This is a genomic window from Gordoniibacillus kamchatkensis, assembly GCF_000829455.1.
Classification (GTDB): Bacteria; Bacillota; Bacilli; order Paenibacillales; family NBRC-103111; genus Gordoniibacillus; species Gordoniibacillus kamchatkensis.
Map to the genome: position 1 here is coordinate 81,961 of NZ_JXAK01000008.1, position 25,727 is coordinate 107,687.

Annotated in this window: 33 protein-coding genes, 1 tRNA gene and 1 pseudogene; 31 read left to right on the plus strand and 4 right to left on the minus strand. The window is 54.8% G+C overall.

Annotated elements, in window-relative coordinates:
- Window positions 1–22: 22 nt before the first annotated feature.
- From rpsA to SD70_RS06620, 18 genes and pseudogenes are all read left to right on the plus strand, one after another.
- The gene (rpsA, locus tag SD70_RS06540) at window positions 23–1,309 is read left to right on the plus strand and encodes a 30S ribosomal protein S1 (protein WP_041046811.1); all 1,287 of its coding nucleotides are present in this window, start codon (window positions 23–25) and stop codon (window positions 1,307–1,309) included.
- 39 nt (window positions 1,310–1,348) lie between these two features.
- Window positions 1,349–2,392: a type 2 isopentenyl-diphosphate Delta-isomerase gene (fni, locus tag SD70_RS06545; protein ID WP_269432432.1), complete on the plus strand. Its 1,044-nt coding sequence runs from the start codon at window positions 1,349–1,351 to the stop codon at window positions 2,390–2,392.
- A gap of 109 nt (window positions 2,393–2,501) precedes the next feature.
- Complete coding sequence (locus tag SD70_RS06550; protein WP_052487116.1) at window positions 2,502–3,128, plus strand: YphA family membrane protein; 627 nt, start codon at window positions 2,502–2,504, stop codon at window positions 3,126–3,128.
- Window positions 3,128–4,045 (plus strand): YIEGIA family protein, encoded by a 918-nt coding sequence (locus SD70_RS06555; protein ID WP_041046813.1) that lies wholly within the window; start codon window positions 3,128–3,130, stop codon window positions 4,043–4,045. Before SD70_RS06550 ends, SD70_RS06555 begins: the two co-directional genes overlap by 1 nt.
- Window positions 4,042–4,230: a capping complex subunit for YIEGIA gene (locus SD70_RS06560; RefSeq protein WP_041046814.1), complete on the plus strand. Its 189-nt coding sequence runs from the start codon at window positions 4,042–4,044 to the stop codon at window positions 4,228–4,230. The genes SD70_RS06555 and SD70_RS06560 overlap by 4 nt, the downstream gene beginning before the upstream one ends.
- A 202-nt stretch (window positions 4,231–4,432) precedes the next feature.
- Window positions 4,433–5,754 (plus strand): annotated as a pseudogene (gene der / locus SD70_RS06565) (ribosome biogenesis GTPase Der).
- Window positions 5,755–5,787: 33 nt separating this feature from the next.
- Window positions 5,788–6,396 (plus strand): glycerol-3-phosphate 1-O-acyltransferase PlsY, encoded by a 609-nt coding sequence (plsY, locus tag SD70_RS06570; RefSeq protein ID WP_041046815.1) that lies wholly within the window; start codon window positions 5,788–5,790, stop codon window positions 6,394–6,396.
- 22 nt (window positions 6,397–6,418) lie between these two features.
- Window positions 6,419–7,477, plus strand: a complete 1,059-nt coding sequence (locus SD70_RS06575) for an NAD(P)H-dependent glycerol-3-phosphate dehydrogenase (protein ID WP_041046816.1) — start codon at window positions 6,419–6,421, stop codon at window positions 7,475–7,477.
- A 76-nt stretch (window positions 7,478–7,553) separates the two neighbouring features.
- Complete coding sequence (locus tag SD70_RS06580) at window positions 7,554–7,835, plus strand: stage VI sporulation protein F (RefSeq protein ID WP_041046817.1); 282 nt, start codon at window positions 7,554–7,556, stop codon at window positions 7,833–7,835.
- A 196-nt stretch (window positions 7,836–8,031) separates the two neighbouring features.
- Window positions 8,032–8,211, plus strand: coding sequence for a DUF2768 family protein (locus tag SD70_RS06585; protein WP_041046818.1), 180 nt, complete (start codon window positions 8,032–8,034; stop codon window positions 8,209–8,211).
- A gap of 26 nt (window positions 8,212–8,237) precedes the next feature.
- Window positions 8,238–8,531 carry a 2Fe-2S iron-sulfur cluster-binding protein gene (locus SD70_RS06590; protein WP_041046819.1) on the plus strand — a complete coding sequence of 98 codons (294 nt, stop codon included), beginning with the start codon at window positions 8,238–8,240 and terminating at the stop codon, window positions 8,529–8,531.
- A 20-nt stretch (window positions 8,532–8,551) separates the two neighbouring features.
- Window positions 8,552–9,136 (plus strand): hypothetical protein, encoded by a 585-nt coding sequence (locus SD70_RS06595; protein ID WP_052487117.1) that lies wholly within the window; start codon window positions 8,552–8,554, stop codon window positions 9,134–9,136.
- A 5-nt stretch (window positions 9,137–9,141) separates the two neighbouring features.
- The gene (locus tag SD70_RS06600; RefSeq protein WP_197080955.1) at window positions 9,142–9,477 is read left to right on the plus strand and encodes a 2Fe-2S iron-sulfur cluster-binding protein; all 336 of its coding nucleotides are present in this window, start codon (window positions 9,142–9,144) and stop codon (window positions 9,475–9,477) included.
- A gap of 40 nt (window positions 9,478–9,517) precedes the next feature.
- Complete coding sequence (locus tag SD70_RS06605) at window positions 9,518–10,267, plus strand: hypothetical protein (protein ID WP_052487118.1); 750 nt, start codon at window positions 9,518–9,520, stop codon at window positions 10,265–10,267.
- Between the two features lie 274 nt (window positions 10,268–10,541).
- On the plus strand, window positions 10,542–12,020 hold the full coding sequence (gene spoIVA / locus SD70_RS06610; protein WP_041046821.1) for a stage IV sporulation protein A: 1,479 nt from the start codon (window positions 10,542–10,544) through the stop codon (window positions 12,018–12,020).
- A gap of 259 nt (window positions 12,021–12,279) precedes the next feature.
- Entirely contained in the window at window positions 12,280–12,555 is a 276-nt protein-coding gene (locus SD70_RS06615) for an HU family DNA-binding protein (RefSeq protein WP_041046822.1), read from the plus strand.
- Window positions 12,556–12,764: 209 nt separating this feature from the next.
- Window positions 12,765–12,935, plus strand: coding sequence for a hypothetical protein (locus tag SD70_RS35830; RefSeq protein ID WP_156157914.1), 171 nt, complete (start codon window positions 12,765–12,767; stop codon window positions 12,933–12,935).
- Window positions 12,936–13,002: 67 nt separating this feature from the next.
- The gene (locus tag SD70_RS06620; protein ID WP_082053177.1) at window positions 13,003–13,434 is read left to right on the plus strand and encodes a hypothetical protein; all 432 of its coding nucleotides are present in this window, start codon (window positions 13,003–13,005) and stop codon (window positions 13,432–13,434) included.
- A 126-nt stretch (window positions 13,435–13,560) separates the two neighbouring features.
- Here SD70_RS06620 and SD70_RS34605 read toward each other — a convergent pair whose 3' ends face one another.
- Window positions 13,561–13,737: a YjfB family protein gene (locus SD70_RS34605; protein ID WP_082053178.1), complete on the minus strand. Its 177-nt coding sequence runs from the start codon at window positions 13,735–13,737 to the stop codon at window positions 13,561–13,563.
- A 170-nt stretch (window positions 13,738–13,907) separates the two neighbouring features.
- Window positions 13,908–14,678, minus strand: a complete 771-nt coding sequence (locus tag SD70_RS06625) for an SIMPL domain-containing protein (protein ID WP_041046823.1) — start codon at window positions 14,676–14,678, stop codon at window positions 13,908–13,910.
- Between the two features lie 301 nt (window positions 14,679–14,979).
- On the opposite strand from SD70_RS06625, the gene SD70_RS06630 reads away from it, so the two are divergent.
- From SD70_RS06630 to ndk, 13 genes are all read left to right on the plus strand, one after another.
- On the plus strand, window positions 14,980–15,444 hold the full coding sequence (locus tag SD70_RS06630; protein WP_041046824.1) for an MEKHLA domain-containing protein: 465 nt from the start codon (window positions 14,980–14,982) through the stop codon (window positions 15,442–15,444).
- A 64-nt stretch (window positions 15,445–15,508) separates the two neighbouring features.
- Window positions 15,509–16,030 (plus strand): DUF1003 domain-containing protein, encoded by a 522-nt coding sequence (locus SD70_RS06635; RefSeq protein WP_231571077.1) that lies wholly within the window; start codon window positions 15,509–15,511, stop codon window positions 16,028–16,030.
- A gap of 309 nt (window positions 16,031–16,339) precedes the next feature.
- Window positions 16,340–16,412, plus strand: a tRNA-Pro gene (locus tag SD70_RS06640).
- 107 nt (window positions 16,413–16,519) lie between these two features.
- Window positions 16,520–17,062 (plus strand): GNAT family N-acetyltransferase, encoded by a 543-nt coding sequence (locus SD70_RS06645; RefSeq protein ID WP_041046826.1) that lies wholly within the window; start codon window positions 16,520–16,522, stop codon window positions 17,060–17,062.
- Window positions 17,063–17,226: 164 nt separating this feature from the next.
- On the plus strand, window positions 17,227–18,156 hold the full coding sequence (locus SD70_RS06650; RefSeq protein ID WP_052487120.1) for a phosphatase PAP2 family protein: 930 nt from the start codon (window positions 17,227–17,229) through the stop codon (window positions 18,154–18,156).
- An 88-nt stretch (window positions 18,157–18,244) separates the two neighbouring features.
- The gene (gene mtrB / locus SD70_RS06655) at window positions 18,245–18,469 is read left to right on the plus strand and encodes a trp RNA-binding attenuation protein MtrB (protein WP_041046827.1); all 225 of its coding nucleotides are present in this window, start codon (window positions 18,245–18,247) and stop codon (window positions 18,467–18,469) included.
- Between the two features lie 104 nt (window positions 18,470–18,573).
- The gene (locus tag SD70_RS06660; RefSeq protein ID WP_041046828.1) at window positions 18,574–19,113 is read left to right on the plus strand and encodes a hypothetical protein; all 540 of its coding nucleotides are present in this window, start codon (window positions 18,574–18,576) and stop codon (window positions 19,111–19,113) included.
- A gap of 135 nt (window positions 19,114–19,248) precedes the next feature.
- Entirely contained in the window at window positions 19,249–20,109 is an 861-nt protein-coding gene (locus tag SD70_RS06665; RefSeq protein WP_041046829.1) for a heptaprenyl diphosphate synthase component 1, read from the plus strand.
- Window positions 20,110–20,122: 13 nt separating this feature from the next.
- Window positions 20,123–20,869 carry a demethylmenaquinone methyltransferase gene (locus SD70_RS06670; RefSeq protein ID WP_041046883.1) on the plus strand — a complete coding sequence of 249 codons (747 nt, stop codon included), beginning with the start codon at window positions 20,123–20,125 and terminating at the stop codon, window positions 20,867–20,869.
- The gene (locus tag SD70_RS06675; RefSeq protein WP_041046830.1) at window positions 20,862–21,734 is read left to right on the plus strand and encodes a UbiA-like polyprenyltransferase; all 873 of its coding nucleotides are present in this window, start codon (window positions 20,862–20,864) and stop codon (window positions 21,732–21,734) included. The genes SD70_RS06670 and SD70_RS06675 overlap by 8 nt, the downstream gene beginning before the upstream one ends.
- Before the next feature lie 58 nt (window positions 21,735–21,792).
- Complete coding sequence (locus SD70_RS06680) at window positions 21,793–22,689, plus strand: menaquinone biosynthetic enzyme MqnA/MqnD family protein (RefSeq protein ID WP_052487121.1); 897 nt, start codon at window positions 21,793–21,795, stop codon at window positions 22,687–22,689.
- On the plus strand, window positions 22,686–23,660 hold the full coding sequence (gene hepT / locus SD70_RS06685) for a heptaprenyl diphosphate synthase component II (protein ID WP_041046831.1): 975 nt from the start codon (window positions 22,686–22,688) through the stop codon (window positions 23,658–23,660). Before SD70_RS06680 ends, hepT begins: the two co-directional genes overlap by 4 nt.
- A 106-nt stretch (window positions 23,661–23,766) precedes the next feature.
- Window positions 23,767–24,210 (plus strand): nucleoside-diphosphate kinase, encoded by a 444-nt coding sequence (gene ndk / locus SD70_RS06690; protein WP_041046832.1) that lies wholly within the window; start codon window positions 23,767–23,769, stop codon window positions 24,208–24,210.
- A 94-nt stretch (window positions 24,211–24,304) separates the two neighbouring features.
- Here ndk and SD70_RS32910 read toward each other — a convergent pair whose 3' ends face one another.
- Entirely contained in the window at window positions 24,305–24,562 is a 258-nt protein-coding gene (locus SD70_RS32910) for a hypothetical protein (RefSeq protein ID WP_156157915.1), read from the minus strand.
- A gap of 231 nt (window positions 24,563–24,793) precedes the next feature.
- Window positions 24,794–25,447 (minus strand): hypothetical protein, encoded by a 654-nt coding sequence (locus tag SD70_RS06700; RefSeq protein WP_041046833.1) that lies wholly within the window; start codon window positions 25,445–25,447, stop codon window positions 24,794–24,796.
- Window positions 25,448–25,727 lie beyond the last annotated feature (280 nt).

Sequence of the window (25,727 nt, forward strand, 5' to 3'; positions counted from 1 at the left end):
GGAACCAAGGAGGCCTAACCCAATGTCAGATGAAGTGAAAGTACAAGAAAACGAAGAACAGCAAGCCGCCGCCCAAGCAGCCAGCGACGAAGACGCGAAGCAGGCGATGGCGAACGTATCCGCGCTGAAAAAAGGCGACACCGTCCGCGGTAAAATCATCAAAGTGGACGCCGACCAAGCGATCGTTGATGTCGGCTATAAATACGATGGGGTCATCCCTGTGCGCGAGCTTTCCTCCGTATCGCTCGACAACGCCGCTCAAGCGGTCGAAGTTGGCCAGGAAGTGGAGCTGCGCGTCGTGAGCAACAACGATGCGAAAGAGCAGCTTATTTTGTCCAAACGCGCTATCGACAGCGAGAAAGCTTGGGAACGCCTGCAGAAAGCGATGGAAGACAAAGAAATTCTCGAAGCGACCGTCGCCGAAGTGGTGAAAGGCGGCCTGGTCGTCGACGTGGGCATGCGCGGCTTCGTTCCGGCATCGATGGTCGAGCGCCATTTTGTCGAGGACTTCAGCGACTATAAAGGGCGCGCGCTGCGCCTGCGCGTGAAGGAAATGGACCGCGAGAAAAACAAGGTCATCCTTTCGCAAAAAGACGTGCTGGACGAAGAATACGAGCAGAAGAAGCAAGAGATTATGGGCAATCTGCAAGTCGGGCAAGTGCTGGAAGGCACCGTGCAGCGCCTCACTCCGTTCGGCGCGTTCGTCGACATCGGCGGCATCGACGGTCTCGTGCACATTTCCGAAATGGCATGGCACCATGTGGAGAAAGCGTCGGACGTCGTCAAGGAAGGCGACAAAGTGAAAGTGCAAGTGCTGAAGCTCGATCCCGAGAAGGAAAAAATTTCGCTCAGCATTAAAGCGACGCAGGAAGGCCCGTGGGACCAAGCGGCCGCATCGTTCAAGAGCGGCGATATCGTGACCGGCACCGTGAAGCGCCTCGCTTCGTTCGGCGCCTTCGTCGAAATCGCGCCTGGCGTCGAAGGGCTCGTACACATTTCGCAAATTGCCCACCGCCATATCGGCACTCCGCATGAGGTGTTGAAGGAAGGCCAGCAGGTGAACGTCAAAATTCTCGACCTGAACGCGGCCGAGAAGCGCGCATCGCTCTCGATCAAGGAGACAGAAGAAGCTCCGGCGCAAGAAGCGAGAGCCGAGCGCGAACCGCGCGAGCGCAGATCCCGCGGCGACCGCGATCACGCGAATTTGGCGAAAGACATCGCCGGCAACGAGAACGTTTCGCTGAGCCGCGAAGGCCTTAGCATGACGCTCGGCGAACGGTTCGGAGATAAGCTGTCGAAATTCAAATAAACGGTTTGCGGCACTATGGAAGGAGGCGGCTCCGTGCGAATGTCGCGCAAAATGGAGCACGTCCGCTACGCCCTCGATTTGGGCGCCAGCGGCCGGAACGGGCTTAAAGATATACGTCTCGTTCACAATTGTTTGCCCGACGCCTCGACGGATTCCATCGCACTCTCGACTCGAATCGGCGATCTCAATTTGAGCTCGCCGATTTTTATTAATGCGATGACCGGAGGCGCTGCGGAAACCGAGGCGATCAACCGCGAGCTGGCGGTGGTGGCCCGCGAGAAGGGACTGGCGATGGCCGTCGGCTCGCAAATGTCGGCGCTCAAAAACAAAGAAGTGGCTCCCAGCTATAAAATCGTCCGCAAGATGAATCCGGACGGCATCGTTTTCGCCAACCTGGGCAGCGAGGCGACGGTCGACCAGGCGCGCGAAGCGGTGGACATGCTGGAGGCGAACGCGCTGCAAATTCACTTGAACGTTATGCAGGAGCTTATTATGCCGGAAGGCGACCGCGATTTCCGCCGCGCTTTGGAACGCATCGCGGCGATTGTCGAGCGGCTGGCCGTTCCCGTTATCGTCAAAGAGGTCGGCTTCGGCATTATGGCTGAAGGCGCGGCGAAGCTGAAAGCGGCCGGCGTGCCGATCGTCGACGTCGCGGGCTCCGGGGGGACGAACTTTGCTGCGATCGAGAACGCCCGCCGCGCTAGCAGCCTGGACTGGCTCAACGATTGGGGCCACCCGACAAGCGTCGCGCTGCTCGAGACGCTGACGGTGTACGAGCCCGGCAGCGTCATCGCCTCAGGCGGCATCGCCACAAGCGAGGACATCGTTCGCGCGCTATGCCTCGGCGCATCGGCCGTAGGCGTCGCCGGCGCGTTTTTGCGCGTGCTGCAAATGGACGGCACGGAGGCTGCTTTGCGCCGCGCCGATGAGCTGCATGATGGTCTGAAGCTCATGATGACGGCGCTCGGCGCAAGCACCGTGCCGGAGCTGTGGCGGCGGCCGGTTGTCGTCGGCGGCGAAACCGCGGCTTGGTGTGCGGCACGCGGCATCGATACCGCGGCGTACGCGAGAAGAGGACAGTAGCCGCACCGTCTGGGGCAATGGGCGAAAGAGCGGTTCACATGTACTAAAAATTAAAAATGCCGCCATACTAAGGGACAGCGACATAGTGCCGTAGTAGGGGGATGCGCCCATGAATCCCGGCTTTCTCTCGCTCATCCTTCTGGTCATTGCCCTTATACTCCTGTCAAGCGGCTGGAAGGACGTGCTTCTAAGAAGTATATCGCACAAGGGGATACTTCTTTTTTTTATCGCCTGGGTCGGGTTAAGCAAATGGACGGTTACGGTTCAGCATTTCAAACTGAGCGGGCCGTTCCTGCTCGTGTCCGCGCTTGCCGTCTGTTTATGGCTCGGCACCGAAGGGGCGGCGGCCAAGCTGCATGCGTTATCGATCGGGCTGCTCCTCGGCTCGTTTCACTTTTTGCTGCAGGAGCTGTTCGAGATCGATCCGATCTTGATCGTCTCCCGGGCCGACGTCGATATTGCCGTTCTGGTCGGTCTTATAACGCTTGTGCTGCAGCGCAGCGTGTCGCTGCAGCTGGCATGCCTTTCGATCGGTTTGGCGACGGGAACGCTATATGGTGTGCTGTTCCGCCATAAGACCGGCATAATGACGCTGGGCGGGCCTTCGTTCCAGGATCAATGGTGGACCGCTGTGTTCGTCTCTCGCTGCGCGACCGTTCTGATGCAGGAAGCGGCTAACGGCGTCAAAGTGCTTTCGCAGCTATGGGCCGACAAAAGAAAGGGGTGGCGCAAATAATGACCTGGCACTATTTGACGGAGAGCCATACGCTCGGAGTCATCATCGGCATTTTCTTCGGCGTCTTGGCCAGGATCATTATGCTGCAGACGGATTATCATCAATATCCGTCCTACCCGCACGGCACCATTATCCATATTTCGCTCGGCGTTATCGCCGCCGGCCTCGGGGCGGTCGCCGTACCGGCGCTGCTTGATAAAAACTATACCGCAGTGACGTTTCTCGGCGTTGCGGCGCAGCAATTTCGCGACGTGCGCAACATGGAGCGGCAAAGCTTGGCCAAAATCGACGAAATGGAGCTTGTTCCGCGCGGCGCGACGTACATCGAAGGGATAGCGATGGTGTTCGAGGGCCGCAACTATTTGGTTATTTTCGCAGCTTTCCTCTCCGCGTCGTTCGCGATCGTAGCCGCTTGGTATTGGGGAATCGCGGTAGGCCTCGTCACTCTGTTTATTTCGCTGCGCTTCAAATCGGGCAAGCATTTGGGCCAAATCGCCGACATCGAGCCGGCGGAAGTCAGGATTGACGGTCCGGACCTGTATGTAGGCGACATTTATATTATGAACGTCGGGCTCAAGTCGGACCGTGAAGCGATCGCGAAACACGGAGTCGGTCTCATGATCAAGCCGAAAAACCGCGGGGCGCGAATTACGATCGCCAATCCCGGACAGCGCCAGGCGCTGCTGCACGATATTTCGTCCGTCCTGGGCATTTACAAGGATGAAGGGGAGCCGGCGCTGCTTCCGATGGCGCGGCTCAATATGAACGACGGCCGGATGGGCGTGTTTTTGCTGCCGCAGCAGCACGATCCGCGCAAGGCGCAAATTGCCGCACAGCGTGTGCCGGTGCTGGAAAACGCCGTCCGGCTGCCGAAGGAATCGAAGGCGAATGGCGCAGAGGCGGGGGGACAGGCATGAGCAAGATCGTCGCGGTCATCACGGTCGACAAAGAACAAATTGCCGGCGGTGCGCCGATTTTTATTGTGCGGTCGCGAGAGGAGCAAGAGCAGGTGGCGTTCGCGCTCGAGAAAATTATGAACGCCAACGCTCACGATTTGAAGAACGGGCTCATGGTTATCATCGACCACGCCGCCAGCGGTTAAAGCCCTATAACGGGGAACGCCGTCTTTACGTGCGGGCGGCGAAACTGAAGCTGCGCGGCGGCGCGCCGGCGAATGCGATTCGCGATGGCGAAGCTGCCGTTTTTTTGCTATGATGGTCATTGTGCATCGTACGCACGTAGAAGGAAAGTTCGGGTTCGTACGCGGGAAAGCCGCGACAATTGAGCAGGGAGTGAGCTTTACGATGGGCAGACCTATCGTAGCTATCGTCGGTCGTCCGAATGTGGGAAAATCCACGATTTTCAACCGGATCATCGGCGACCGGTTGGCTATTGTTGAAGATAAGCCGGGAATTACGCGCGACCGGATATACGGCATCGGCGAATGGCTGGACCAAGAGTTCAGCATTATCGACACAGGAGGCATCGAAATCGACGGCGAAGACCAGATTATGCGTTCCGTGCGGATGCAGGCTGAACTCGCCATCGAAGAGGCGGATGTGATCATCTTTATGGTTGACGCCAAAGCCGGCGTCACCTCCGCCGATCAGGAAGTGGCGCAGCTGCTGTTCCGCTCGAAGAAGCCGGTCGTGCTTGCCGTAAACAAGGTTGACAATCTGCAGCGGCAAGACGAAATTTACGAATTTTACGCGCTTGGCTTCGGCGATCCGGTGCCTATTTCCGGCGCGCACGGGATCGGCATCGGCGACATGCTGGAAGCGGCGGCGCGCCATTTTCCCGACATCGAGGACGAGGAGTACGGCGAAGAAGTGATCAAGGTGGCGCTGATCGGCGCCCGAACGTCGGCAAGTCGTCGCTTGTCAACGCCATTCTCGGCGAGGAACGCGTCATCGTCAGCGAAGTGGCCGGCACGACGCGCGACGCGATCGACACGCCGTTCGAGAAAGACGGACAGAAATACGTCATTATCGATACGGCGGGGATGCGCAAGCGCGGCAAAGTGTACGAGACGACGGAAAAGTACAGCGTCATGCGGGCGATGAAAGCGATCGAACGGGCCGACGTCGTGCTTGTCGTCATCAATGGGGAAGAGGGCATTATCGAGCAGGACAAGCATATCGCCGGATACGCGCACGATGCCGGCAAGGCGTCGGTGTTCGTCGTCAACAAATGGGACGTCGTCGACAAAGACGACAAGACGATGCAGCAGTTCACGCGGAATATCCGGGACCATTTCCTGTTCATGTCTTATGCCCCGATCGTGTACGTATCGGCCAAAACGCATCAGAAGCTGCACCGGCTTCTTCCCGTCGTGTGTCAAGTCGCCGAGCAGCATGCGATGCGCGTGCAGACGCATCTGCTCAACGACGTCATCTCCGATGCCGTCGCCATGACGCCGCCGCCGACGGACCGCGGCAAGCGGCTGCGCATCAACTACGCGACGCAAGTATCGGTCAAGCCGCCGAGCTTCGTGTTCTTCGTCAATGAACCGGATTTGATGCATTTCTCCTACGAGCGGTATTTGGAGAACAAAATTCGTGCCGCCTTCGGCTTCGAAGGAACGCCGGTCCGACTGTTTACACGCCGCAAATCCGACGACGATTGATCGCTCGGAATCTGGATCAGGAGGCGCATACATATGTTCATTGCAATCAGCTTACTCGTTTCCTACTTGATCGGCGCCATCAATTTCAGCTTCCTGTACGGCAAGCTGGTGCGCGGCATCGACATTCGCGAGCACGGCAGCGGCAATGCCGGAGCGACTAATACGCTGCGCGTGCTGGGCAAAGGGCCGGGCATCATGGTGCTTGTGCTCGATGTGTTAAAAGGCGTAGCCGCCGTTGCCGTCGGCGATTGGGCGGCTTCGCCGCAGCAAGGGTGGGTGCCGGTGGCGTGCGGGCTCTTGGCGATCGTCGGCCATAACTGGCCGGTCTATTTCGGCTTTCGCGGCGGCAAGGGAGTGGCGACTACGATCGGCGCGATGGCCATGCTCGCTTTCGTGCCGACGCTGATCGCCTGCGCGATCGCCGTCGCCGCCATCGCCATATCGCGCTTCGTCTCGCTCGGCTCGCTGCTCATCGTGCTGGCGTTGCCGGTTTTGCTGCTCATCATGCACCGCCCGCCGGAAATTTTTTGGGCCAGCGTCGTTCTTTGCCTGTTCGTCTTCATCCGCCATCGTTCCAACATCGTAAAATTATGGAACGGCAAAGAAAACAAGCTCGGTGCCAAAAAGCGGCAAAGTTCATAACGTCATGATCGGAGGTGCCGCAATGTCCAAATCGGTCGCTGTGCTCGTCGCCGGCTCTTGGGGCACGGCGCTCGCCACCGTGCTGGCGCATAACGGCCACCGCGTCAAGCTGTGGACGCGGAACCCGGAGCAGGCTGCGGAAATGAGAGAACGCCGCCGCAACCCCCGCTTCCTGCCGGAAGTAGAACTGCCGGACGGCATCGAGCCGACGGCGTCGCTCGCGGATGCCGCCGGCGGCGCAGACGCTATCGTTGTGGTTGCGCCGTCTTCCGGCATGCGCGAGGTCGCCCGGCTGCTGCGCCCGCATCTGCGGCCTGAAGCTTTGGTCGTGCATGCGACGAAAGGATTCGAAACGGGAACTTTGCAGCGCATGACCGATGTGCTCGCCGAAGAGCTCCCGCAGGCCGACCCGGCGCGCCTCGTCGTGCTGTCGGGACCGAGCCATGCCGAAGAGGTGGTGCAGCGTTGCCCGACGACCGTCGTCGTCGCCGCGCAGCAGCTGGAAGCCGCGGAAATGGCGCAAGATTTGTTCATGAACTCGTTCTTCCGCGTATATACGAATCCCGACGTGGTCGGCGTTGAGGTCGGCGGGGCGCTCAAAAACATTATCGCTCTCGGCGCAGGCTTGTCCGACGGCCTCGGTTTCGGCGACAACGCCAAAGCGGCTTTGCTGACGAGAGGGCTGGCGGAGATCGCCCGGCTCGGCGTCGCTATGGGGGCCAATCCGCTCACGTTCTCCGGTCTGGCGGGGATCGGCGACCTGGTCGTCACCTGCACGAGCCGGCACAGCCGCAATTGGCGCGCGGGCTCGATGCTGGCGCAAGGCTTGTCGCCGGACGAAGTGCTGGCCAAAATGGGAATGGTCGTCGAAGGCGTGCGCACGACGCAAGCGGCCGTGCTGCTGGCGCAGCGCTACAGCGTCACGATGCCGATTGCCGAGCAGCTCAACGCCGTTTTGTTCGAAGGAAAAACGCCGCAAGCCGCGGTGCTCGATCTGATGGGGCGCGTCCGCACCCACGAGATCGAGGAGCTGGCGCTGGCTCCATGGACGCCCGGCGGTGCCGAACATGGGCGTAACTAGCCCGCACCGCTTGCCGCAGCCGTACATACGATACCTTAGTTAGGGTGTACAACAACCTAAGTAAGGAGGCTGCATAATGGCGAACAAGGATTTGACCAAAGACGTGCTGAATACAGTCAAAAATCGAACCGGCAAAACCGTTACGCCGAAAGACATCCAGAAGCTGGCAAGCGGTGTGAATCCGTCAACGATGCAAAACGAAGCGCAGCTGCGGCAGCTGATCAAGCAAGTATCGTCGCTGGTCGGCGTAAACGTGTCTGAGCAGACGATTAAGGACATCGTAAATGCGGTCAAGAGCAGCAAATTGGACGCAAACAATATGCAGCAGCTCATGAGCGCAATGCTCGGCAAAAAATAGTCGCATCCGTGTCGTAACGGCAAGGCGGAAGCGTCCGGAACGCGGGCTTCCGTCTTTTTGTTGCACCGCGCAGCCCGTTTGGCAACGGCAAGGGCGGGTGGTATAATGTCGATAATGCATTCCTCGAAAAGTGACGCGGCTATAGACCGAATACCAACCGGGGATACCGTATACCTCGCCTAGGAGAATTGAGACAATGAGCAGCTTGGATAAAATGTGGGCGTCGTTCGTGGCGATGGGCCTCATGGCCGTTGCCTCCCTGCTAATTACGTTCGCCCGTGCGAAAACGACCGGGTGGCTGCGGGCCGTGCTGTCTGCGGTCGCCTTTTTGCTGTTTGTGCCGATTTTGATTTATATGTTATTCTCGATGATTTGATTTTTGCAAAGGAAGGTACCGGAACAGTGCTGGAGCTGAAAGGACGCAAAGTACATAAAACGATGGAGCCCGAAACGGGACTTACGATTCTGGATCATGCGCTGAAAGCGGAGGCCGATTGGGGCTTCTCCTGTACGCGAGGCACGTGCGCGCGCTGCCGCTCGCTCGTCACGGAAGGGATGGAGCTGCTGGCGCCGCCGACGGAGGCGGAAGAGCTGCGGCTCGAGCCGGAGGAGCTGGAGCGCGGCTTTCGGCTTGCCTGTCAGGCAAAAGTAAAACAAGCCGGCACAATCGTCGTGCTGCATCGGCCTTATTTTTAGAAGCGGAGAAGGGGAGCCAAATGAACGTAGCGCTAAGCGCATCGCTGCGCCAAGCTCTGCTTCTGCTGCAGAAGCAGCTTGACGGCTGCAGCCGGCCGTGGCTCGTCGGCGGCAGCTGCGGCTTGCTGCTGCAAGGCGTTTCCGTGGCGAACCCGCCCCGCGATATCGACATGTATGCGGATAGCGACGACGCCGACGAGTTGCATCAGAGGCTGCAGCTTTACACGGTCGATGAACCGGCCTACAGCGAGACGCCGATTTACCGCTCAACGCTGAGCCATTACGACCTTCACGGCCATACGCTGGAGCTGGTAGGCGGATTTGTCGTCGAGGCGCTCGGCTGCAAGTACGCCGTCGACGTCGCGCTGCTGCAGCCTTATGCGGCTTCCGCTGCCGTCGGGGCCGGCGGCGCAATACGGCTCATGCCGCTTGCCCATGAGCTTTTGTTCAACGTGCTGCGCGGTCGTCCCGACCGCTACGAGGCGGTCGCCGCAGCGATGCGGCGCGAGCCTGAGCGCCACCTGCCGGTTTTGCGCCAGCTGCTCGCGCGCGGCAGCTGGTCCGCTGAAGTGAGCGCCACCGTTCGGGAGCTTCTGAAGGAGTGAACAGCTTGGGACCGAAAGTTACGTTTGCACCGAGCGGCCGCACGATTGCCGTGCGCCCCGGCACGTCGCTGCTCGACGCTGCCGGCCGCGCCAAAGTGCCGATTCGCGTGCGCTGCGGCGGGAAAGCGTCTTGCCTTATGTGCAAAGTGAAAGTGCCGGATCAAAGCGGCCTGGCGCCGATGAATCACAACGAGCGTCTCAAGCTCGGGACGCTGGCTGACGAGGGCATCCGGCTCGCCTGCCAAGCGAGAGTCAAAGGAGACGTGACCGCCATCATCCCGGAAGACCCGCTGAAAGCGGCGATTCGGGCTCAGCTCGCCAAGCAGCGCGAGGAAGAATAGTAGCATGGACGTACGACAACATGACGGAGGGGGATGGAAGATGCGGAGCGGTCGAATCGGCAAATCGCTCTACGCCGCAGCCGTGCTCGCCCTGCTGACGGTGCTGGCAGCCGGCTGCATGTACCCGAACGAGCTGCGCAAGCAAAATACGGCGAACCCGGCCGAATTTATCCCGGTTGTGCAAGGTGCGGTGGACCGGTTCCACGCGAAAACCGGCGTGCTTCCGATCAAGAACAGCGAGGAAGATACGCCGATTTACGAGAAATATATGATCGACTTCAAAAAGCTGCAGGAGCACGGGCTTATTTCGACTCCCCCGGTCAATTCGTTTGAGAGCGGGGGGCTCTTCCTGTATGTGCTCGTCCATCCGGAGACGAAGCCGGAGGTCAAGCTGCTGGAGCTGTCCACATATCAGAGCGCGGGCGACGTGCAAAACTGGGTGAACGATTATAAGAAGAAAAACGGCGGCCAGCTCCCGAAGGGCGAGCAGATCGCGCCGTATTTTTACTACGTCGACTTCGGCAAGCTCGGCAAAAAGCCGCCGCAGGTGAAGAGCGTCTATAACCGCAACTCTTTCATCAATTATATCGTTCACGAATCGGGCCAGGTGGCGATCGACTATGCGCCGGATCTGATGCTCTATATCAAGGCCAAAGGCGGAGAAGGCGCCCTGAAGCCGGACGAAGATTTGCGAGAGTTGCTCGTGCAAGATTCGCTGTTCGTGCCGGGCAAATCGTTCCCGTACCGCTGGGAGAACGGGCAGCCGATCCCGTATTTGCCGGGGACTTAGGCTCCGCCTTCTAGCAGTATGAACTTAAAGCTAGAATTCGAAAGACCGCAGCAGCGGTCTTTTTTCGTTTTTCCGAATATCGCTGCAGGCGGTCTCATATATTGCTAAAGGCTGCGGGTGTGCCCGGCCATATGCGCACGCATTGCGGGGACGAAGGGGGATGCTGGCGGTGAACGCAAACTAAATAAACCCGCTGACATATTTCTAGCAAAGCCACATATATTCTTACTAGTCCAAAAGGAATGTACGAGTTCTGACCTGGGAGGGATTACGCTTGGAGAAAGTGGATATTTTTAAAGACATTGCCGAGCGCACCGGCGGCGACATTTACCTGGGGGTCGTGGGTGCGGTCCGGACCGGAAAATCGACCTTTATCAAACGTTTTATGGAATCCGTCGTGCTGCCCAACATCCAAAACGAGTCGGATCGCATCCGCGCTACGGATGAGCTGCCGCAAAGCGCCGCGGGCAGGACGATCATGACGACCGAGCCGAAATTCGTGCCGAACCATGCGGTGCAAATTTCCGTGGCCGAAGGGCTCAATGTGAACGTCCGTCTCGTCGACTGCGTCGGCTATGCCGTCGAAGGAGCCAAAGGCTACGAGGACGAGAACGGTCCGCGCATGATCAATACGCCTTGGTTCGACGAGCCGATTCCGTTCCAGGAAGCGGCCGAAATCGGCACGCGCAAAGTGATCCAGGAGCATTCGACACTCGGCATCGTCGTCACAACCGACGGTTCGATTTCGGACATTCCGCGTTCCTCGTACGTACAGGCCGAAGAGCGTGTCATTGAAGAGCTGAAAGAGGTCGGCAAGCCGTTCGTCGTCATCATCAATACGATGAAGCCGGCCAGCGAGCCGGCGCAGGAGCTGCGCTCCGAGCTGCAGGCGAAGTACGACGTGCCCGTCGTGGCGATGAGCGTCGCGTCGATGGGCGAGGACGAAATGACGCAAGTGCTGCGCGAGGTGCTTTACGAGTTCCCCGTGCACGAAGTGAACGTCAATTTGCCGAGCTGGGTTATGGTGATGGACGAGAAGCATTGGCTGCGCAGCCAATTCGAAACTTCGGTGCGCGATACGGTGCAAAACATTCGCCGCCTGCGCGACATCGAGCGCGTCGTCGGCGCTTTCGGCGAGTACGAGTTCATCGAGCGCGCGGCGCTGGCCGGCATGGACATGGGCCACGGCATCGCCGAAATCGATCTGCATGCGCCTGACGAGCTGTACGACAAAATTTTGATGGAAGTCGTCGGCGTGGAAATTCGCGGCAAAGACCATTTGCTGCAGCTCATGCAGGAGTTTACGCATGCGAAGCGCGAGTACGACCAGTTTGCCGAAGCGCTCGAAATGGTGAAGACGACCGGCTACGGCATCGCTGCGCCGACGCTGGCCGAAATGTCGCTCGACGAGCCGGAGCTCATCCGCCAAGGCTCCCGCTTCGGCGTGAGGCTGAAGGCGACGGCGCCGTCCATCCATATGATCCGCGTCGACGTCGAGTCCGAGTTTTCGCCGATCATCGGCACGGAGAAGCAGAGCGAAGAGCTGATGCGCTATCTGATGCAAGATTTCGAAGACAATCCGCAAAAAATTTGGGAGTCCGACATATTCGGACGCTCGCTGCACTCGATCGTCCGCGAGGGCATTCAGGGCAAGCTTGCGATGATGCCCGACAACGCCCGCTACAAGCTGCAGGAAACGCTCGGGCGCATTATAAACGAAGGCTCGGGCGGCTTGATCGCAATCATCTTGTAGGCAAAGATGCTGCGGGGCGGCACGGAACGAGACCGAAAAAACACTCGGGAGAGTGTTTTTTCGCGTCATCAGAAAGTATAGGCCGCGCTTATGCCTGGCTGACTCCGTGCGAGAACCGGGGGCACGCCTAGAGACGCTGCGGCCGCCGTCCCGGACGAATTTGTTTGTTTTGCCGCCGCTTACGTATAAAATGCGGGGAAACGGTAAAAACAGGAAGTAGAAGCGCTGCGCACTCCAGTTCAGAGGGAGGTGAAATGGCATGAACAAATCCGATCTGATCAATAAAGTGGCGGAAGTGTCCGAACTGTCCAAGAAGGATGCGACCAAGGCGGTGGATGCCGTTTTCGATGCAATTTCCGAGGCGCTGCAAAGCGGCGACAAGGTACAGCTGGTGGGCTTCGGCAACTTTGAAGTGCGGGAGCGTTCCGCCCGCAAAGGCCGCAACCCGCAAACCGGCGAAGAAATCGACATTCCGGCAAGCAAAATCCCGGCGTTCAAACCGGGCAAGTCGCTTCGCGATCTGTGCACGAAATAATGCATAGGTAGTCAGCCATACAACCGCTCTCCAATGTACAAGGGTTTATCGAAGCATGCGAAAACGTCCGAACGTTCAGTTCGGGCGTTTTTCGCTATGAAAGCAAGCTCTGCATCAAGTTATTCGCAAATATGTTTTGTCATATTTATGTCATCAATCTCTGGTATAATTGTGTAAAACCTTGGAGGAGGGAGGCTATCCATTTTTCCTTGCCTTATATTCTCGGTAAAAATGCGTGGGAGCATGGAGACATTGAAGAAACGAAGCCGGACCCCGGATTTGCCCGTTACCTGGCCATGTCGGGGCCGCACGATACGGAAATAAACGTAAAAGAAGTGATGGACCGTTTGCTGCAAAACCAAAATGGGAAGAGCGCTTAGCCAAATAACGACAGATGCGATGGCAGAGCAGTGGTAACATGGAGTTGTAACAAAAAGGAGCGATATGATGGCGAAAAAACACCCGTTTTATGGCCACACTTTGACGAACGATCCGCTGCCGCAGCAAAATCATCCGTTATCACTTCGCGGGCCGGTAGTTCATGTAAAGGCTGTCATCAAAAGAGTAGAAGAAGATGCTGAAGGTGCCGGCGCAATGCACCAACACTTCCTGATCGATCAAATCCAGGTGCTTGATATCCGCGGCGCTGATCCTTCCATTGTAACGGGAGAGGCGTTCGTTGCTATTCGCTATGGAGACGGTGAAGGACTGGAGCAGCCGATCCCGTATTTAGCCGAAGGGGAGCCTATTGAATTGCAAGGCGAATATATCGATGTTAACCACGCGTACCCGACGGTCGGAAACCCGGGTGATCCTGTTATTCATTTTACTCATCATCCTATCGGGTTTGTTGTCTATCAAGGAGTTCGATACGATTAAAGTCGGATTAACAGCAGCTTTTATTCTTTGAGTTTAAGGGAATGCCGATTAGCAAACATCTCCGGCAATTAAAATGGCTTTTTGATGTTTGATTATTAAAAAGAAAACACCTCTAATTGAGATGTTTTATATCTTGATATCTAAATTACCGCCTAGATAGGGTTGGACGCTTTGTTGCATCATTTGAATAAGAACTTGATTCTGTTCGGTGGCTGCATCCATTGATTGTTTAAGGATACTGATTCCAACAGATTGTTGTAGGCCAGATTGAGATAGAGAAGTGGAAACTGCTGCAATGTCCATAAGATAGCTCCCCATGTGGTATAGAGATAGTGTAGCATGGAATTTAAGGGAATGTCACTCTCAAATGGAGTGGCTTTTTTTTGCGTGAAAATTCTCATTTCAAGTTAAATCAAAAGGCCGCACCAAATTTGAAAAATGGTGCGGGCTCTTCTGATTCTCATATTGTTTTCTCATTGAAAATCGTATTGAACAGTTACGTTTGTAGTGATTTTTAACTCTCCTGGTGAGATAGAGGTCGCAGCACTAGACGCTGTTGCTTGGTTCATTGCCTTAACTCCTACATTATCAATTCGAATTGGTACACTGGAATTGCCTGTTTGAGTAACATTAATTATACCGTTTAACCGTTTACCCGCATCTTTAGCAATCGCTTTTGCTTTGTTTTCTGCATTGTTCATGGCCGCATCGATTGCTAAAATTTCATAGTCTTGACGCTTCTCCGTATCAAATTGAACACCATTAATTTGATTTACACCTGCACCTGATGCGGCATCCAATAGCGCACCTATCTTATCCAAATCTCTATAAGTTACTTGTACTGTTTGTGTAGCCGTATAACCGGTTATTTTGGGTTCTTTATCTGCGTAAGAATAGACAGGTTGAACTTGAAATCCAGTTGTCTTCACGTCTTTTTTATCTAATTTGTAATTGTCGTAAAGTACTTTTTCAAGATTAGCGTAGCTTTGAGCGTTTTGGGTTTGGGCACTATTGGCACTATCCGCTCTTGTGACGATTCCCAGTGTTACATAAGCAACATCCGGAGATGCCATAAGTTCACCTACACCATTAACCGTTATGGCGTGTTTGTTGGCGGCGTTGGATTGATCCGCTGCGTATACCGTACTTGGCTTGGAGGAATTGGAAAATGTGTAAGCCGAGATTGTCAATAATGCGACGGCGGTTATTCCTCCTAAAAGCCAGTTCTTTGCACTGAGCTTCATAAACAGATCGTCTCCTTTGATCATTTACCATTATGACGATAATGTGAGGCGTAATGTTGCTGCTAAGGCTGACAATTGGGTAAGACGACAATGGTTCAATTTAGAAAAAACGTTATATGGAATCATTAAATGCCGCTGAAGAAAGTCGGAGATTGCTTGTCCAAAGGTTAACGCATATAATGACCGTATCTGAGTAGGTTTTTGTAATAATGTATTTTGTGTAAACCACAAGCAGAACGTAGAGCATTCATGAGGTTATGATTGAAATATCAAACATATTATTTATCGGAGGAAGCATTAGATGATTTACATAGGAGCAAGTGCAACAAACGAACATGCCAAAAACGTACTCAATAGTTATAAAAAGTGGACTGGTAGAAAGTTGATTGATATCAATGAAAAAGATGACTGTTTTGATCAACTTTTTCAGGCACCAATCGTTGTTCTATCTCATGGATTAGAGATCGATCCCATTTTAAATTTTGGCAATCAACAAGCACTAAAATTGTGGGAGATGGACTGGGACACCTTTATTCAGACACCTTCAAGATTAACTGCTGAGCCAATGGAGCGGGAAGAACGCGATAGATTTTTTAAGATAGTTACGGAAAAAGGTTTTGTAGATAACTACACGGGGATTCGTATATCAAGTAAAGGTACAAGATTTTATATCATAAATGCGACTGTCTGGAATATTGTCGACGACGAAGGGCAATATCGGGGGCAGGCAGCAGCATTTAATGAGTACAAATTTATTGGACATTAAGCGGAGTGATCTACGAAGAAATAGTAATGGCTCGCAAATGGCTTATAAACGGGAGGGCAATACATTGGATAATCAAGTGCGAGACGATAATTTAAAGGGTAAGGACTATGAAAGTCGAATCAACCAACTAGTCGATGATTTTCAAAAACAAATTCATAATCATATTGAAGAAGAGTATGTAAGGAAGACAAAATGGTCTGATAAATTAGCCGATAAAATTGCTGAGTTTGGTGGCAGTTGGAAATTTATTAACCTCTTTTTTGCCTTATTGGTGTTATGGATTTTATTTAATAGTTTGTCATTTACAAAAATTATTCATTTTGATGAACCGCCATTTATTCTTTTAAATTTGGTTTTGTCATTTATAGCAGGATTTCAAGCTCCTATCATTATGATGAGCCAGAACCGTCAAGCGGCTAGAGATAAGCAAGAGGCCGTTATCGATTTTGCTATTAATTATAAAGCTGAACAAGAAGTAGATGATATGCAAGGACATTTGCACCGAATTGAAGATGATTTTGCGAATTTTAGAAATGAAGTAAGGGAAGAATTAGCAGTGATAAAGAAGTTGTTATTGAATAGGTAAAAGCAAATAATGTTCGCATTAAATGTTAATAGCTGCAATTACAAGTGAATGAAGTTTATCTTAGGGGCTTGAAACGCACGTTAAAAAGCAAAATGTGGACGTTTGGGAGGACGGAGGAGTGTGCTCATATGTTTTGCATGGATGCACTCCTATACAGATAATTACACCCGTACCGGACAAGAGGTACATGAAATGATGCGTTTAACATCCGTCATCCCTGATCTCAAAATCTCCCCTTGCATCGTTACCTGCCATTCGCTATAATAACAAACGTCCCCTTTTTTTCGGGGCGCCGTGCAAGCGGCTTGTCGGGGTATAGCGCAGTTGGTAGCGCGCATCCTTGGGGTGGATGAGGTCGTGGGTTCAAATCCCGCTACTCCGATCAATAGCAAACCGTGCTTCAAACCCAAAACCACTTCCTTTGTCGTATGCAAATGCGCTGGGGGAAGTGGTTTTGCATATATATTGGAACAGGAGCGTGACACCGCAATGAAACTGCAAACCGCCCGACTTGAGATCAGGGATTTTGTGCCGAATGACGCCGCGGATGTGCATCGCTACGCATCCGATCCGCAGGTGACCGCCTATATGATCTGGGGGCCGAACACGGAGCAGGAGACGGCGGATTTCATCGTGCGGGCAATCGGCATGCAGCGGCGGCAGCCCCGCCTCGACTATGAGCTGGCCTTAACGTTAAGGGAAAGCGGCCGCTTGATCGGCGGGTGCGGCATTCACGTCTCCGAACCGGAGCAAGGCGAGATCGGTTACTGCATAGACCGGGCGCATTGGCGGCAAGGCTATGCATCAGAAGCGGCTGCGGCGTTGCTTCGTTTCGGCTTCGAGGAGCTCGGCTTGCACCGCATATATGCTACCTGCCGCCCTGGCAACATCGGCTCCGCAGCCGTCATGAAAAAAATCGGAATGACGTACGAGGGCCATATGAGAGAGCACATGCGGCATAAAGGCGGATGGCACGATTCGTACCAATATTCGATCTTGCGGCGCGAATATATGAAAGGTCAGATGAAGTAGGCCCCGGCATAGTCCGAAGGCTTCGCGCGGTTGTGTATGAGGCTAACGAAATAGTCGGTTTTTTGTTAAAAAAATGTGAAGCGCAAGCGGCGCTTTTTTGCTATACTAGCGATGGCGTAAAATCCGTTTACTAGACTTACAGCATAGATCAAGGGGGAGCTTGTTTGAACCGCAATCGCCTGCAACAAATAATACAGGGCCAAGACTGGACGATGTACGGCATCATCGTTTCGATTTTTCTTGTCTGGCGCATCGGCACTGTCGGCGGCTGGACGAAGGAATGCTGGATTCTGCTGCTTATTTGCCTGATGGGCGTGCGCCGCGATCAGGTCGATGTGGAGTGGAAACGATTTTTCCTGTTCGCTATTCCGCTGCTCGGCGTCTTTTATTACTTTTACGGCTCGGGCAACGGCTTCTGGTGGAAAATCGCCAACTGGATGTTCGAGAACAACCGCCACGTGCTGCGCTGGGACGATATGATGAATTCGATTCCGCTCAATTCCGCCGGCTGGGTGCGGACGATCAAGACGCCCGGACTCGACAAGGCGATGATGTGGATTTACAACTACGGCTTCGTCCTATCGCTGTGGATTTGCATTTTGCGCGCGTTTTGGACGCGAAGCATCAAAAAGATGCTGTCCTACGCCTTATCCGGCCATTTGCTGCAATTTCCGCTCATTTTGCCGTTTTACAACTTGATTTTGCTTCATGAGGTATGGTATGTGAAGCATCAGCCCGATCTGCTGCACCGTACGTTCGCCAGCGAGAACGAGCTGCTCGTGAACGTCATGAACTGCTTCCCGAGCATGCATACGTCGATCTCGTTCGCGATGCTGCTGCTCGCCTTGCGCGAGAAGGACCGCATTTTCAAGACGATCATGGTGACGTACTGCGCCTCGATTATTTTCTCCACGATGTACTTGCAAATTCACTGGGTTCTCGACGTGATCGCCGGCCTGCTGTTCGCATGGGGCGTCGTCAAGCTGGCCGACCTGATTTTGTATCTCGGGAGCACGAAGCTGCTGCCGTCCAAGTTCAAGATGTTTTACCGCGGCAGCAAGCAAAAGCTCGCGTCGGACACAATAACCGCGTAAGGCAAAATGGTACCGCCCCCACGCGTTGACAACAGAACCATTTTGCCGCATCATAATGGTACAACAAACGCACAGGGGGATTCCCGCAATGTCGGATGCGACGCAAGGCGAATATTTTGTCATCAAGGCGAAGGAGAACGGCGTGCATGTGATCGGCCTTACCCGCGGCCAGGACACTCGCTTTCATCATACGGAGAAGCTCGATAAAGGCGAGGTTATGATCGCGCAATTTACGGAGCATACGTCGGCTATCAAGGTACGGGGCAAAGCGACGATTATGACGAAGCACGGTTCGATCGATACGGATGCATAGCCGGCCGCTAGCAATTCGGAAAAGCAGGCATAGCCTGCTTTTTTCTTATGTACAATGGTGGTAAGCCGTCCCTCGGACGAATTCCCAGGAGGTGCGATCCCACCGTGGCTGCCATCCCCCGGTTGCTGTTAGTCGGCGTTCTGTCAGCTGCCATAGCTTTGACGCTCGCCCTTGTTCCGCAGCTGCAAGAAGCTTGGCTCAGTTCCAAGGAAACTTCCTCCGCGTTCGGCTCCGCAGGCGGCCGGCAGCTGACCGAAAGCAACGTCGTCGATGTGCTGGTGCAGGTGCCGCTGCAGCTGCGCATCCGCAAAGTGGAGCTGACGAGCTCGACGCTCTCGGTCGATCTCAATTTGCCGCGCAGCGCCGACGAAGAGGTAGTCATTCGCGATCTGTACACGATCGCGCAGCGGCTGTTCGCTTCGACTTCGAACGTCGGCGAAGTGTTCGTACGGGTTATGGATTACAGCGCGACGTCGCGCAGTTCGGGAGGCAAGCTGCTGCTCGCATTGGATGCGGTGCGCGAGCGGGGGAAAGATATGGCTGCGCCGGGCGAACATGAAAGCGTCGCTGTGCTCGAACAATATTTGCGGCAGCATTTTCAAATGACGTACACGGATAAGTGGCGCGAACGATATCCGTTCTAGCCTGCAAGGATGGCCGCATGGCATGCGGCGGGCGGCCCTGCGCTGGCCAGCTGCAAGTTGTCGTGCGAGCCGCCCCGAGATATGCTATACTTAGTAGGATGAAGCGTTGTCCCAGGTTAATGCACGGAGGCTCCCATGAATTACCGAATTCCGGAAATCGCCAAGAAATATACCGAATACGATATGATCCAGAAGCATACCGAGCTTCCCGACTTCCCGGATTTTCGGACACGGCTTCTGTTCGCTTTCCTGAACCGGCACGACCGGCTGAAAGCGACGAGCGAGCTGTATGCGCTCGTCACTTCGCTCGTGCAGCTTGGCCTCGATACGCACGATATGGTGGCGGACACGAACGATGCCAAGGAGAAGAAGGCGGCCCGCTCGCGGCAACTGAAAGTGCTGGCGGGGGACTATTTTTCCTCGCGCTTTTACCATCTGCTGTCGCAGGCGGGGCAAATCGAGCTGATCCGGGTGCTCTCCGGCGCGATTTGCGAAGTGAACCGGCTGAAGATGAATCTGTACATGATGATGAAACAGCTGAAGGTGACCGCGGAGGATTATATTCAGCAGTCCGTGGCGATCCGGTCGCGGCTGTTTTTGTCGTTCGGGTCGATGATGGAGGAAGTGTACCAAAGCGTGTGGCCGGAAGTGCTGAGCTGCTTTACGCGCTGCGAAGTGCTGTTCGAGGAGCTGTTCAAGGCGGAGTCGGTGGAGCGTTTCCGCGGCAGCTGGGGCTACTGGCACATTATGCAGCACGGGACGAAAGAAGACCGCAAGGCGCTGCAGTCGGGCGACGTCGACGCTGGCAAGCTGCGCATGCTCGTACTCAAACACAACGTTCCCGTTCATTTGCACCAGCTGCTCGAGGCGGCGCTGGCGCAGCTGCATGCGAAGGTAGGCTTGATCGACTCGGACAAACTGACGGACGAACTGTTCTCGTGCAGCGAACCGTTCGTACGGCTGTTGAACAAGCCGAAGGTACTGGAAGAAATTTGAGGTGACAGGCAGCATGACGACGCGCGAGGCGAAGACGAAGGAGCAGTTCGTGCACGAGGTGTTCGAAAGCATTGCTCCCAAATACGATAAAATGAACGACATCTTGAGCTTTCGCCGCCATAAGGCGTGGCGCAAATTCACGATGAACAAAATGAGCGTGAAGCCGGGAACGGCCGCGATCGACGTATGCTGCGGCATCTTGCGATTGGGCTATCGCTTGGCCGAAGCGAGCGGCAGCGGGCGCATCGTCGGGCTCGACTTCAGCCAAAACATGCTGGACTACGGGGCGGCCAAAATCGGGCGGCTCGGCCTGGAGGGCCAAATCGAACTGGTGCGCGGCAACGCGATGAGCCTGCCGTACGAAGACAACACGTTCGATTACGCCACGATCGGATTTGCGCTCCGCAACGTGCCCGACCTCGTCAAAGTAATCGAGGAGATGCGGCGCGTCGTGAAGCCGGGTGGAATGGTCGTTTCGCTCGAATTGTCCAAGCCTACGTGGCAGCCGTTCAAAGGACTTTATTATTTTTACTTCAGGCAAGTGCTGCCGTTTCTGGGCAAGCTGCTTGCAGGCCGTTACGAACAGTACAAATGGCTGCCGGAATCGCTCGTGCAATTTCCCGATCATAAGCAGCTCGCCGAAATTTTCCGCAGGACGGGGCTGCGGGACGTGAAGGCGTACCCGCTCACCGGCGGCATCGCGGCGCTGCATATCGGCGTCAAACCGCATAACGATGAGGGAGTGAACCGCCTTGTTTAACAAAATTCGCATCTTCCTCGAAATGATCAAATTCGAGCATACGTTGTTTGCGTTGCCGTTCGCCTTTATGGGAGCGATCCTCGGTTCCGTCGTGCTGAACGACCGGCTGCCGACATGGCCGCAGATCGGCTGGATCGTGCTGGCGATGGTCGGCGCCCGGACGGCGGCCATGTCGCTGAACCGGCTCATCGACCGGGCCATCGACAAAAAAAATCCGCGCACGGCCGGCCGCGCCATTCCGGCCGGACTGCTGTCCGTCGGCGAAGTGTACGTGTATATTGCGATTTCGTTCGGACTTTTGTTATGGGCAACGGCTAATTTGAACAGACTGGCTATGGAGCTGCTTCCGATTGCTGTCTTCTTCCTTGTATTTTATTCGTACACGAAGCGGTTTACATGGGCTTGCCACATCGTGCTCGGCATCACGCTCGGCCTTGCGCCGCTCGGCGGCTGGGTGGCAATTACGGGCAGCGTGACGTGGGCGTCGCTCGTCTTTTTCGCCACGATCGTTTTCTGGTCGGCCGGCTTCGATATTATTTACGCATGCCAGGATATCGAGTTCGACCGCAAGGAAGGGCTCCATTCCATCCCGAGCCGATTCGGCCTTGCCGGCGCCCTCTGGACGGCGCGCGTGTTCCACATGCTGACGGCGGTAGGACTGGTCGCGCTGTTTTTCATGACGCATTTGAGCTGGATGTATTTGATCGGCCTTGCGATCGCTTATTTGATTTTGTTTTATGAGCATCGTCTCGTATCGCCTAACGATTTGTCGAAGCTGAATACCGCCTTTTTCACGATGAACGGCATCTTAAGCTGCGTCATGTTCGCCTTCACGTTCGTTGACATATGGATTAGCCGGTTTTAAACAGCTTGAAGCGATGGAAGGCAGCGCAATTCTGTATCTCTGACGGGGAGAACTTGCAATGACAAATATAGACAACAATGGCATAATCCGTATAGGGAAAATTAAGTTTACGAACGTCTGGCCGCTATTTTATTATTTTCCGCTGCAGCGTCCGGAATTTCATAACAAGGTTTCTTTCGAAGAACAGGTGCCGACGCAGCTGAACCGCGCCATCGCGGAAGGCTCGATCGATATGGGGCCGATTTCCTCGTTCGAGTACGGAGCCAACTTCCGGGATTATTTGCTCTATCCCGATATGTCGGTCAGCGCGCACGGCACGGTTCGTTCGCTGCTGCTGTTTCACCGTGAGCCGCTGGACAAAGTTGCGAACGGCAGCGTGTCGCTGCCGACGACGTCGGCGACGACGGTCAATTTGCTGAAAATTATTTTGGAGAAGTTTTACGGCGGCAAGCCGGCTTACACGTATGCCGCTCCTTCCCTGGGCGACATGATGAATCAGACGGATGCTGCGCTGCTCATCGGAGACGATGCGATTCGGGCTTCCTGGGAGAAGCACGGGTACTTGGTCACCGATCTCGGCGAGGAATGGCTGCGCCAGACGGGCAAATGGATGTCGTTCGCCGTATGGGCGGTCCGGAAGCAAACGGTAGAGCGCTATCCGGAGCTGGTCAAGCGAGTTTTTGACGGATTTATGGAGAGTAAAAGCAAATCGCTGGCCGACCCGAGCGGCATGATCGGCGAAGCGGTGGCTGCCATCGGCGGCGAGGAAAGCTATTGGCGCACTTATTTCGGCGGCCTGTGCTACGACTTCGGAAGGGTGCAGTGGGAAGGGCTGCAGCTGTATTACGATTACGCCTGGGAGATGGGCTTTTTGCCGGAGCGGGTTCCTTTGCAAATATGGAGCGAATCCGGCGCATATCGGCCCGATCTGTCGGCGGCGCGGGTGAACGAATGAAATTACAAGATATTTACGCTCGAAAAAAGAAAGATATATCGGCCATCGAGAAGGAGCTGGAGCGCAGCGTCTATATCGATCACGCGATGCTTCGCGAGACGTCGGTGCATTTGCTCAAAGCCGGGGGGAAACGGATCCGCCCGGTGTTCGTGCTGCTGGCCGGCGAATTTGGCACGTACGATCTGGAACGGATGAAGCATGTCGCTGTGCCGATGGAGCTCATTCATATGTCGTCGCTCGTGCATGACGATGTGATCGATGACGCGAATACGCGCCGCGGGCAATTGACCGTCCGGTCGAAATGGGACAACCGGGTGGCGATGTATACGGGCGACTACATTTTTGCGCGTGCGCTGGAAATTATTACGAAAATTTCCAACCCAACCGTTCATCAAATCATGTCAAAAGCGATCGTGCAAATGGTCGTCGGCGAGATGGAACAAATTCGCTTCTTCTTCCAGACGGAGCAGACGATCCGCGATTACATGCTGCGCATCAAGCGCAAAACGGCGCTGCTCATCGCCATTTCCTGCCAGCTCGGAGCTCTCGCCGCAGGCGCGCCGGAGCCGCTCGCGAACCGGCTGTACGCGTTCGGCTACAACGTCGGCATGGCGTTCCAGATCCGCGACGACATCCTTGATCTGCGCGGCACCGAGAAGGAGCTCGGCAAGCCGCCGGGCAGCGACGTGAAGCAGGGCAACATTACGCTGCCGGTCATTTACGCGCTGCAGCAGGCTGAGCTGCGGGACCGCATCTTGCAGGAGCTGGCCCGCATCCAGGCGTCGGACGGCCAGACGGACGCGACGCCGCTGATCGAAACGATTCGCCGCAGCGGCGGCATCGAGCGGGCGGAAGAGCTGTCCGGCCGCTACATCGACAAGGCGATAGCCGCGCTGCGCCAGCTGCCGGACGTACAGGCGAAGCAGGATTTGATCGACATCGCGTACTTTATCGGCGACCGCAATTATTGACAGGCCCGGCATGAACCGGGGCGCCAAGCCCGCCGCTTGAGAACGGCTGCGCAAATCGGGTACAATGGTAGGGCTACCATTTACTCGGAAAGCGGGGCATATACATATGGAGAGAACGTTCCTGATGGTTAAGCCGGACGGCGTCCAACGCGGTCTCATCGGAGAAATCGTGAGACGGCTGGAACGCAAAGGGTTCCAGCTCGCGGCTGCGAAGCTGATGCGCATCACACCGGAGCTGGCGGAAATTCATTACGCCGAACATAAAGGCAAAGATTTTTACGCTCCTCTTGTCGAGTTCATCACCTCCGGGCCGGTATTCGCCATGGTGTGGGAGGGCGACCAAGTGATTGCGCTGTCGCGCGCGCTCATGGGCAAGACGAACTGCCTCGAGGCGATCCCGGGCACGATCCGCGGCGATTTCGCCTCGCATACGCGCTTCAATCTCATACACGGCTCCGATTCGCCGGAAAGCGCCGAACGCGAAATCGGCATCTTCTTCAAACCTGAAGAGTTCGTAGTCTACGATCGCGCCATACAGACCTGGATTTAATGCGAATACGCGCAAAACGCGCAGAAAAAAAGCGATGAGGCCCGAGGGTATTGGGCGTCATCGCTTTTTTTGGTCGGCAGCATCCGATGATCGCTCAGTGCCGAGTTGGGCGATCTTTCGTTAAGGCTGTTACAAATTGTTTCGCCTCCAAAACGAGGGCAGGCCAGTCTTCCTGAAAGCCCGGTCCGACTGCAACCCATTCTTTCATCCTACGGCCGCGTCCCATCTCGCAATGTTCGCCTCGTCCCGCGGATACCAACATATCCACACGCTGTTTTGGAAGTTTGACGATAATCCGGCCTTTAGCGAGAAAGGCGAACAATTTTCCCGCAAGCTTCAATCCGCCGTTCATGCCGAATCGTCTTATTGCAGAAGCCGGATCCGAGCTGACTTCCGGATCTTGGGCAAGCATCACTAAAGAATCGTATTGTGCTTATGATCGAGAAAATTGGAGTTCATCTGATCTAACGAACTCCAGCGTCGTTAATGAGTCAAAATGCAGAGAAAATGCAACCACGCGTCGGAAATAACGCTCCTTGAGTTCGCAAACCAATCAAAACCACTATTTTTGATCAATTAACGATTACTGAGTTCGTAAGACGTACGTTCGATAGCGCTGTTTGCCGCTAGCAACAAACAGAAGCTTAAGGTCAACTAATTTGTGTAGAATTCGCCTGGCATGCTGATCCGTGATTCGAAGGTGGATTGCCAATTCCGATGGTGCAAAAGGACGAAATCGTCGTCTCGCATATCGGATGGTCTCGGCTTCAAGCCAACCCAAATGCTTGGGTACATCCGTAGTAATGAACTTGCCGATAAAGGAAAGAACAAGCTGCTGGCAGCGTTTGGGCTCATCAGCAATGGAAAGATAAGCAATCGGCAGAAAGATCCAATCATCCAGCGCTAATAAGCAATGCCGCCAACATAAGTCCTTAAAACGTCTCACATCGAGATCTCTTGCGTGAGGCCCGTATCCCTGAATTTCGATTCCGCCCTTTACATCGCCGCCAGGCATATAAGCCAGATCCAGATAGCGATAGCTATTGTTGAAATCACGCACTTCCCATTCAGGGTAAAGATAGTCGAAGTTTCTTACAACGGGAAACCAAACGGTACGCAAAAATTCACGTGTGCCGTGGCCGAGCCCTTTTTCGAGCAATTCACGCCTTCTTTGATTTTGTTCTTGGGCAATGGCAGTCTTTAACCACTCCTCATAAGCCAGATCAAATTTTAAAATAGCTCTTCACATCCTTGGTTTGCATAATTGGTTGTGTAAAATAAAAGGCCGCCTCGACACCAGGCCCTCTACAGCGGGGCAGCGTGTGTCAAAGCGGCGTGTGCTTCACGACCGATAGTATATCGCTAGTATAACAGGAATGGAAAATATTTCAACAGCCCACAAACGCGTATTCTCGGTGTATCAGATGAAAGCCCAACTTCCCTGGGCCGCAATTCGACAAAATTCTTCACCCCGCTCCGACTTTGGAAGGATTTTGCGCTTCGGCATGGAATGTATC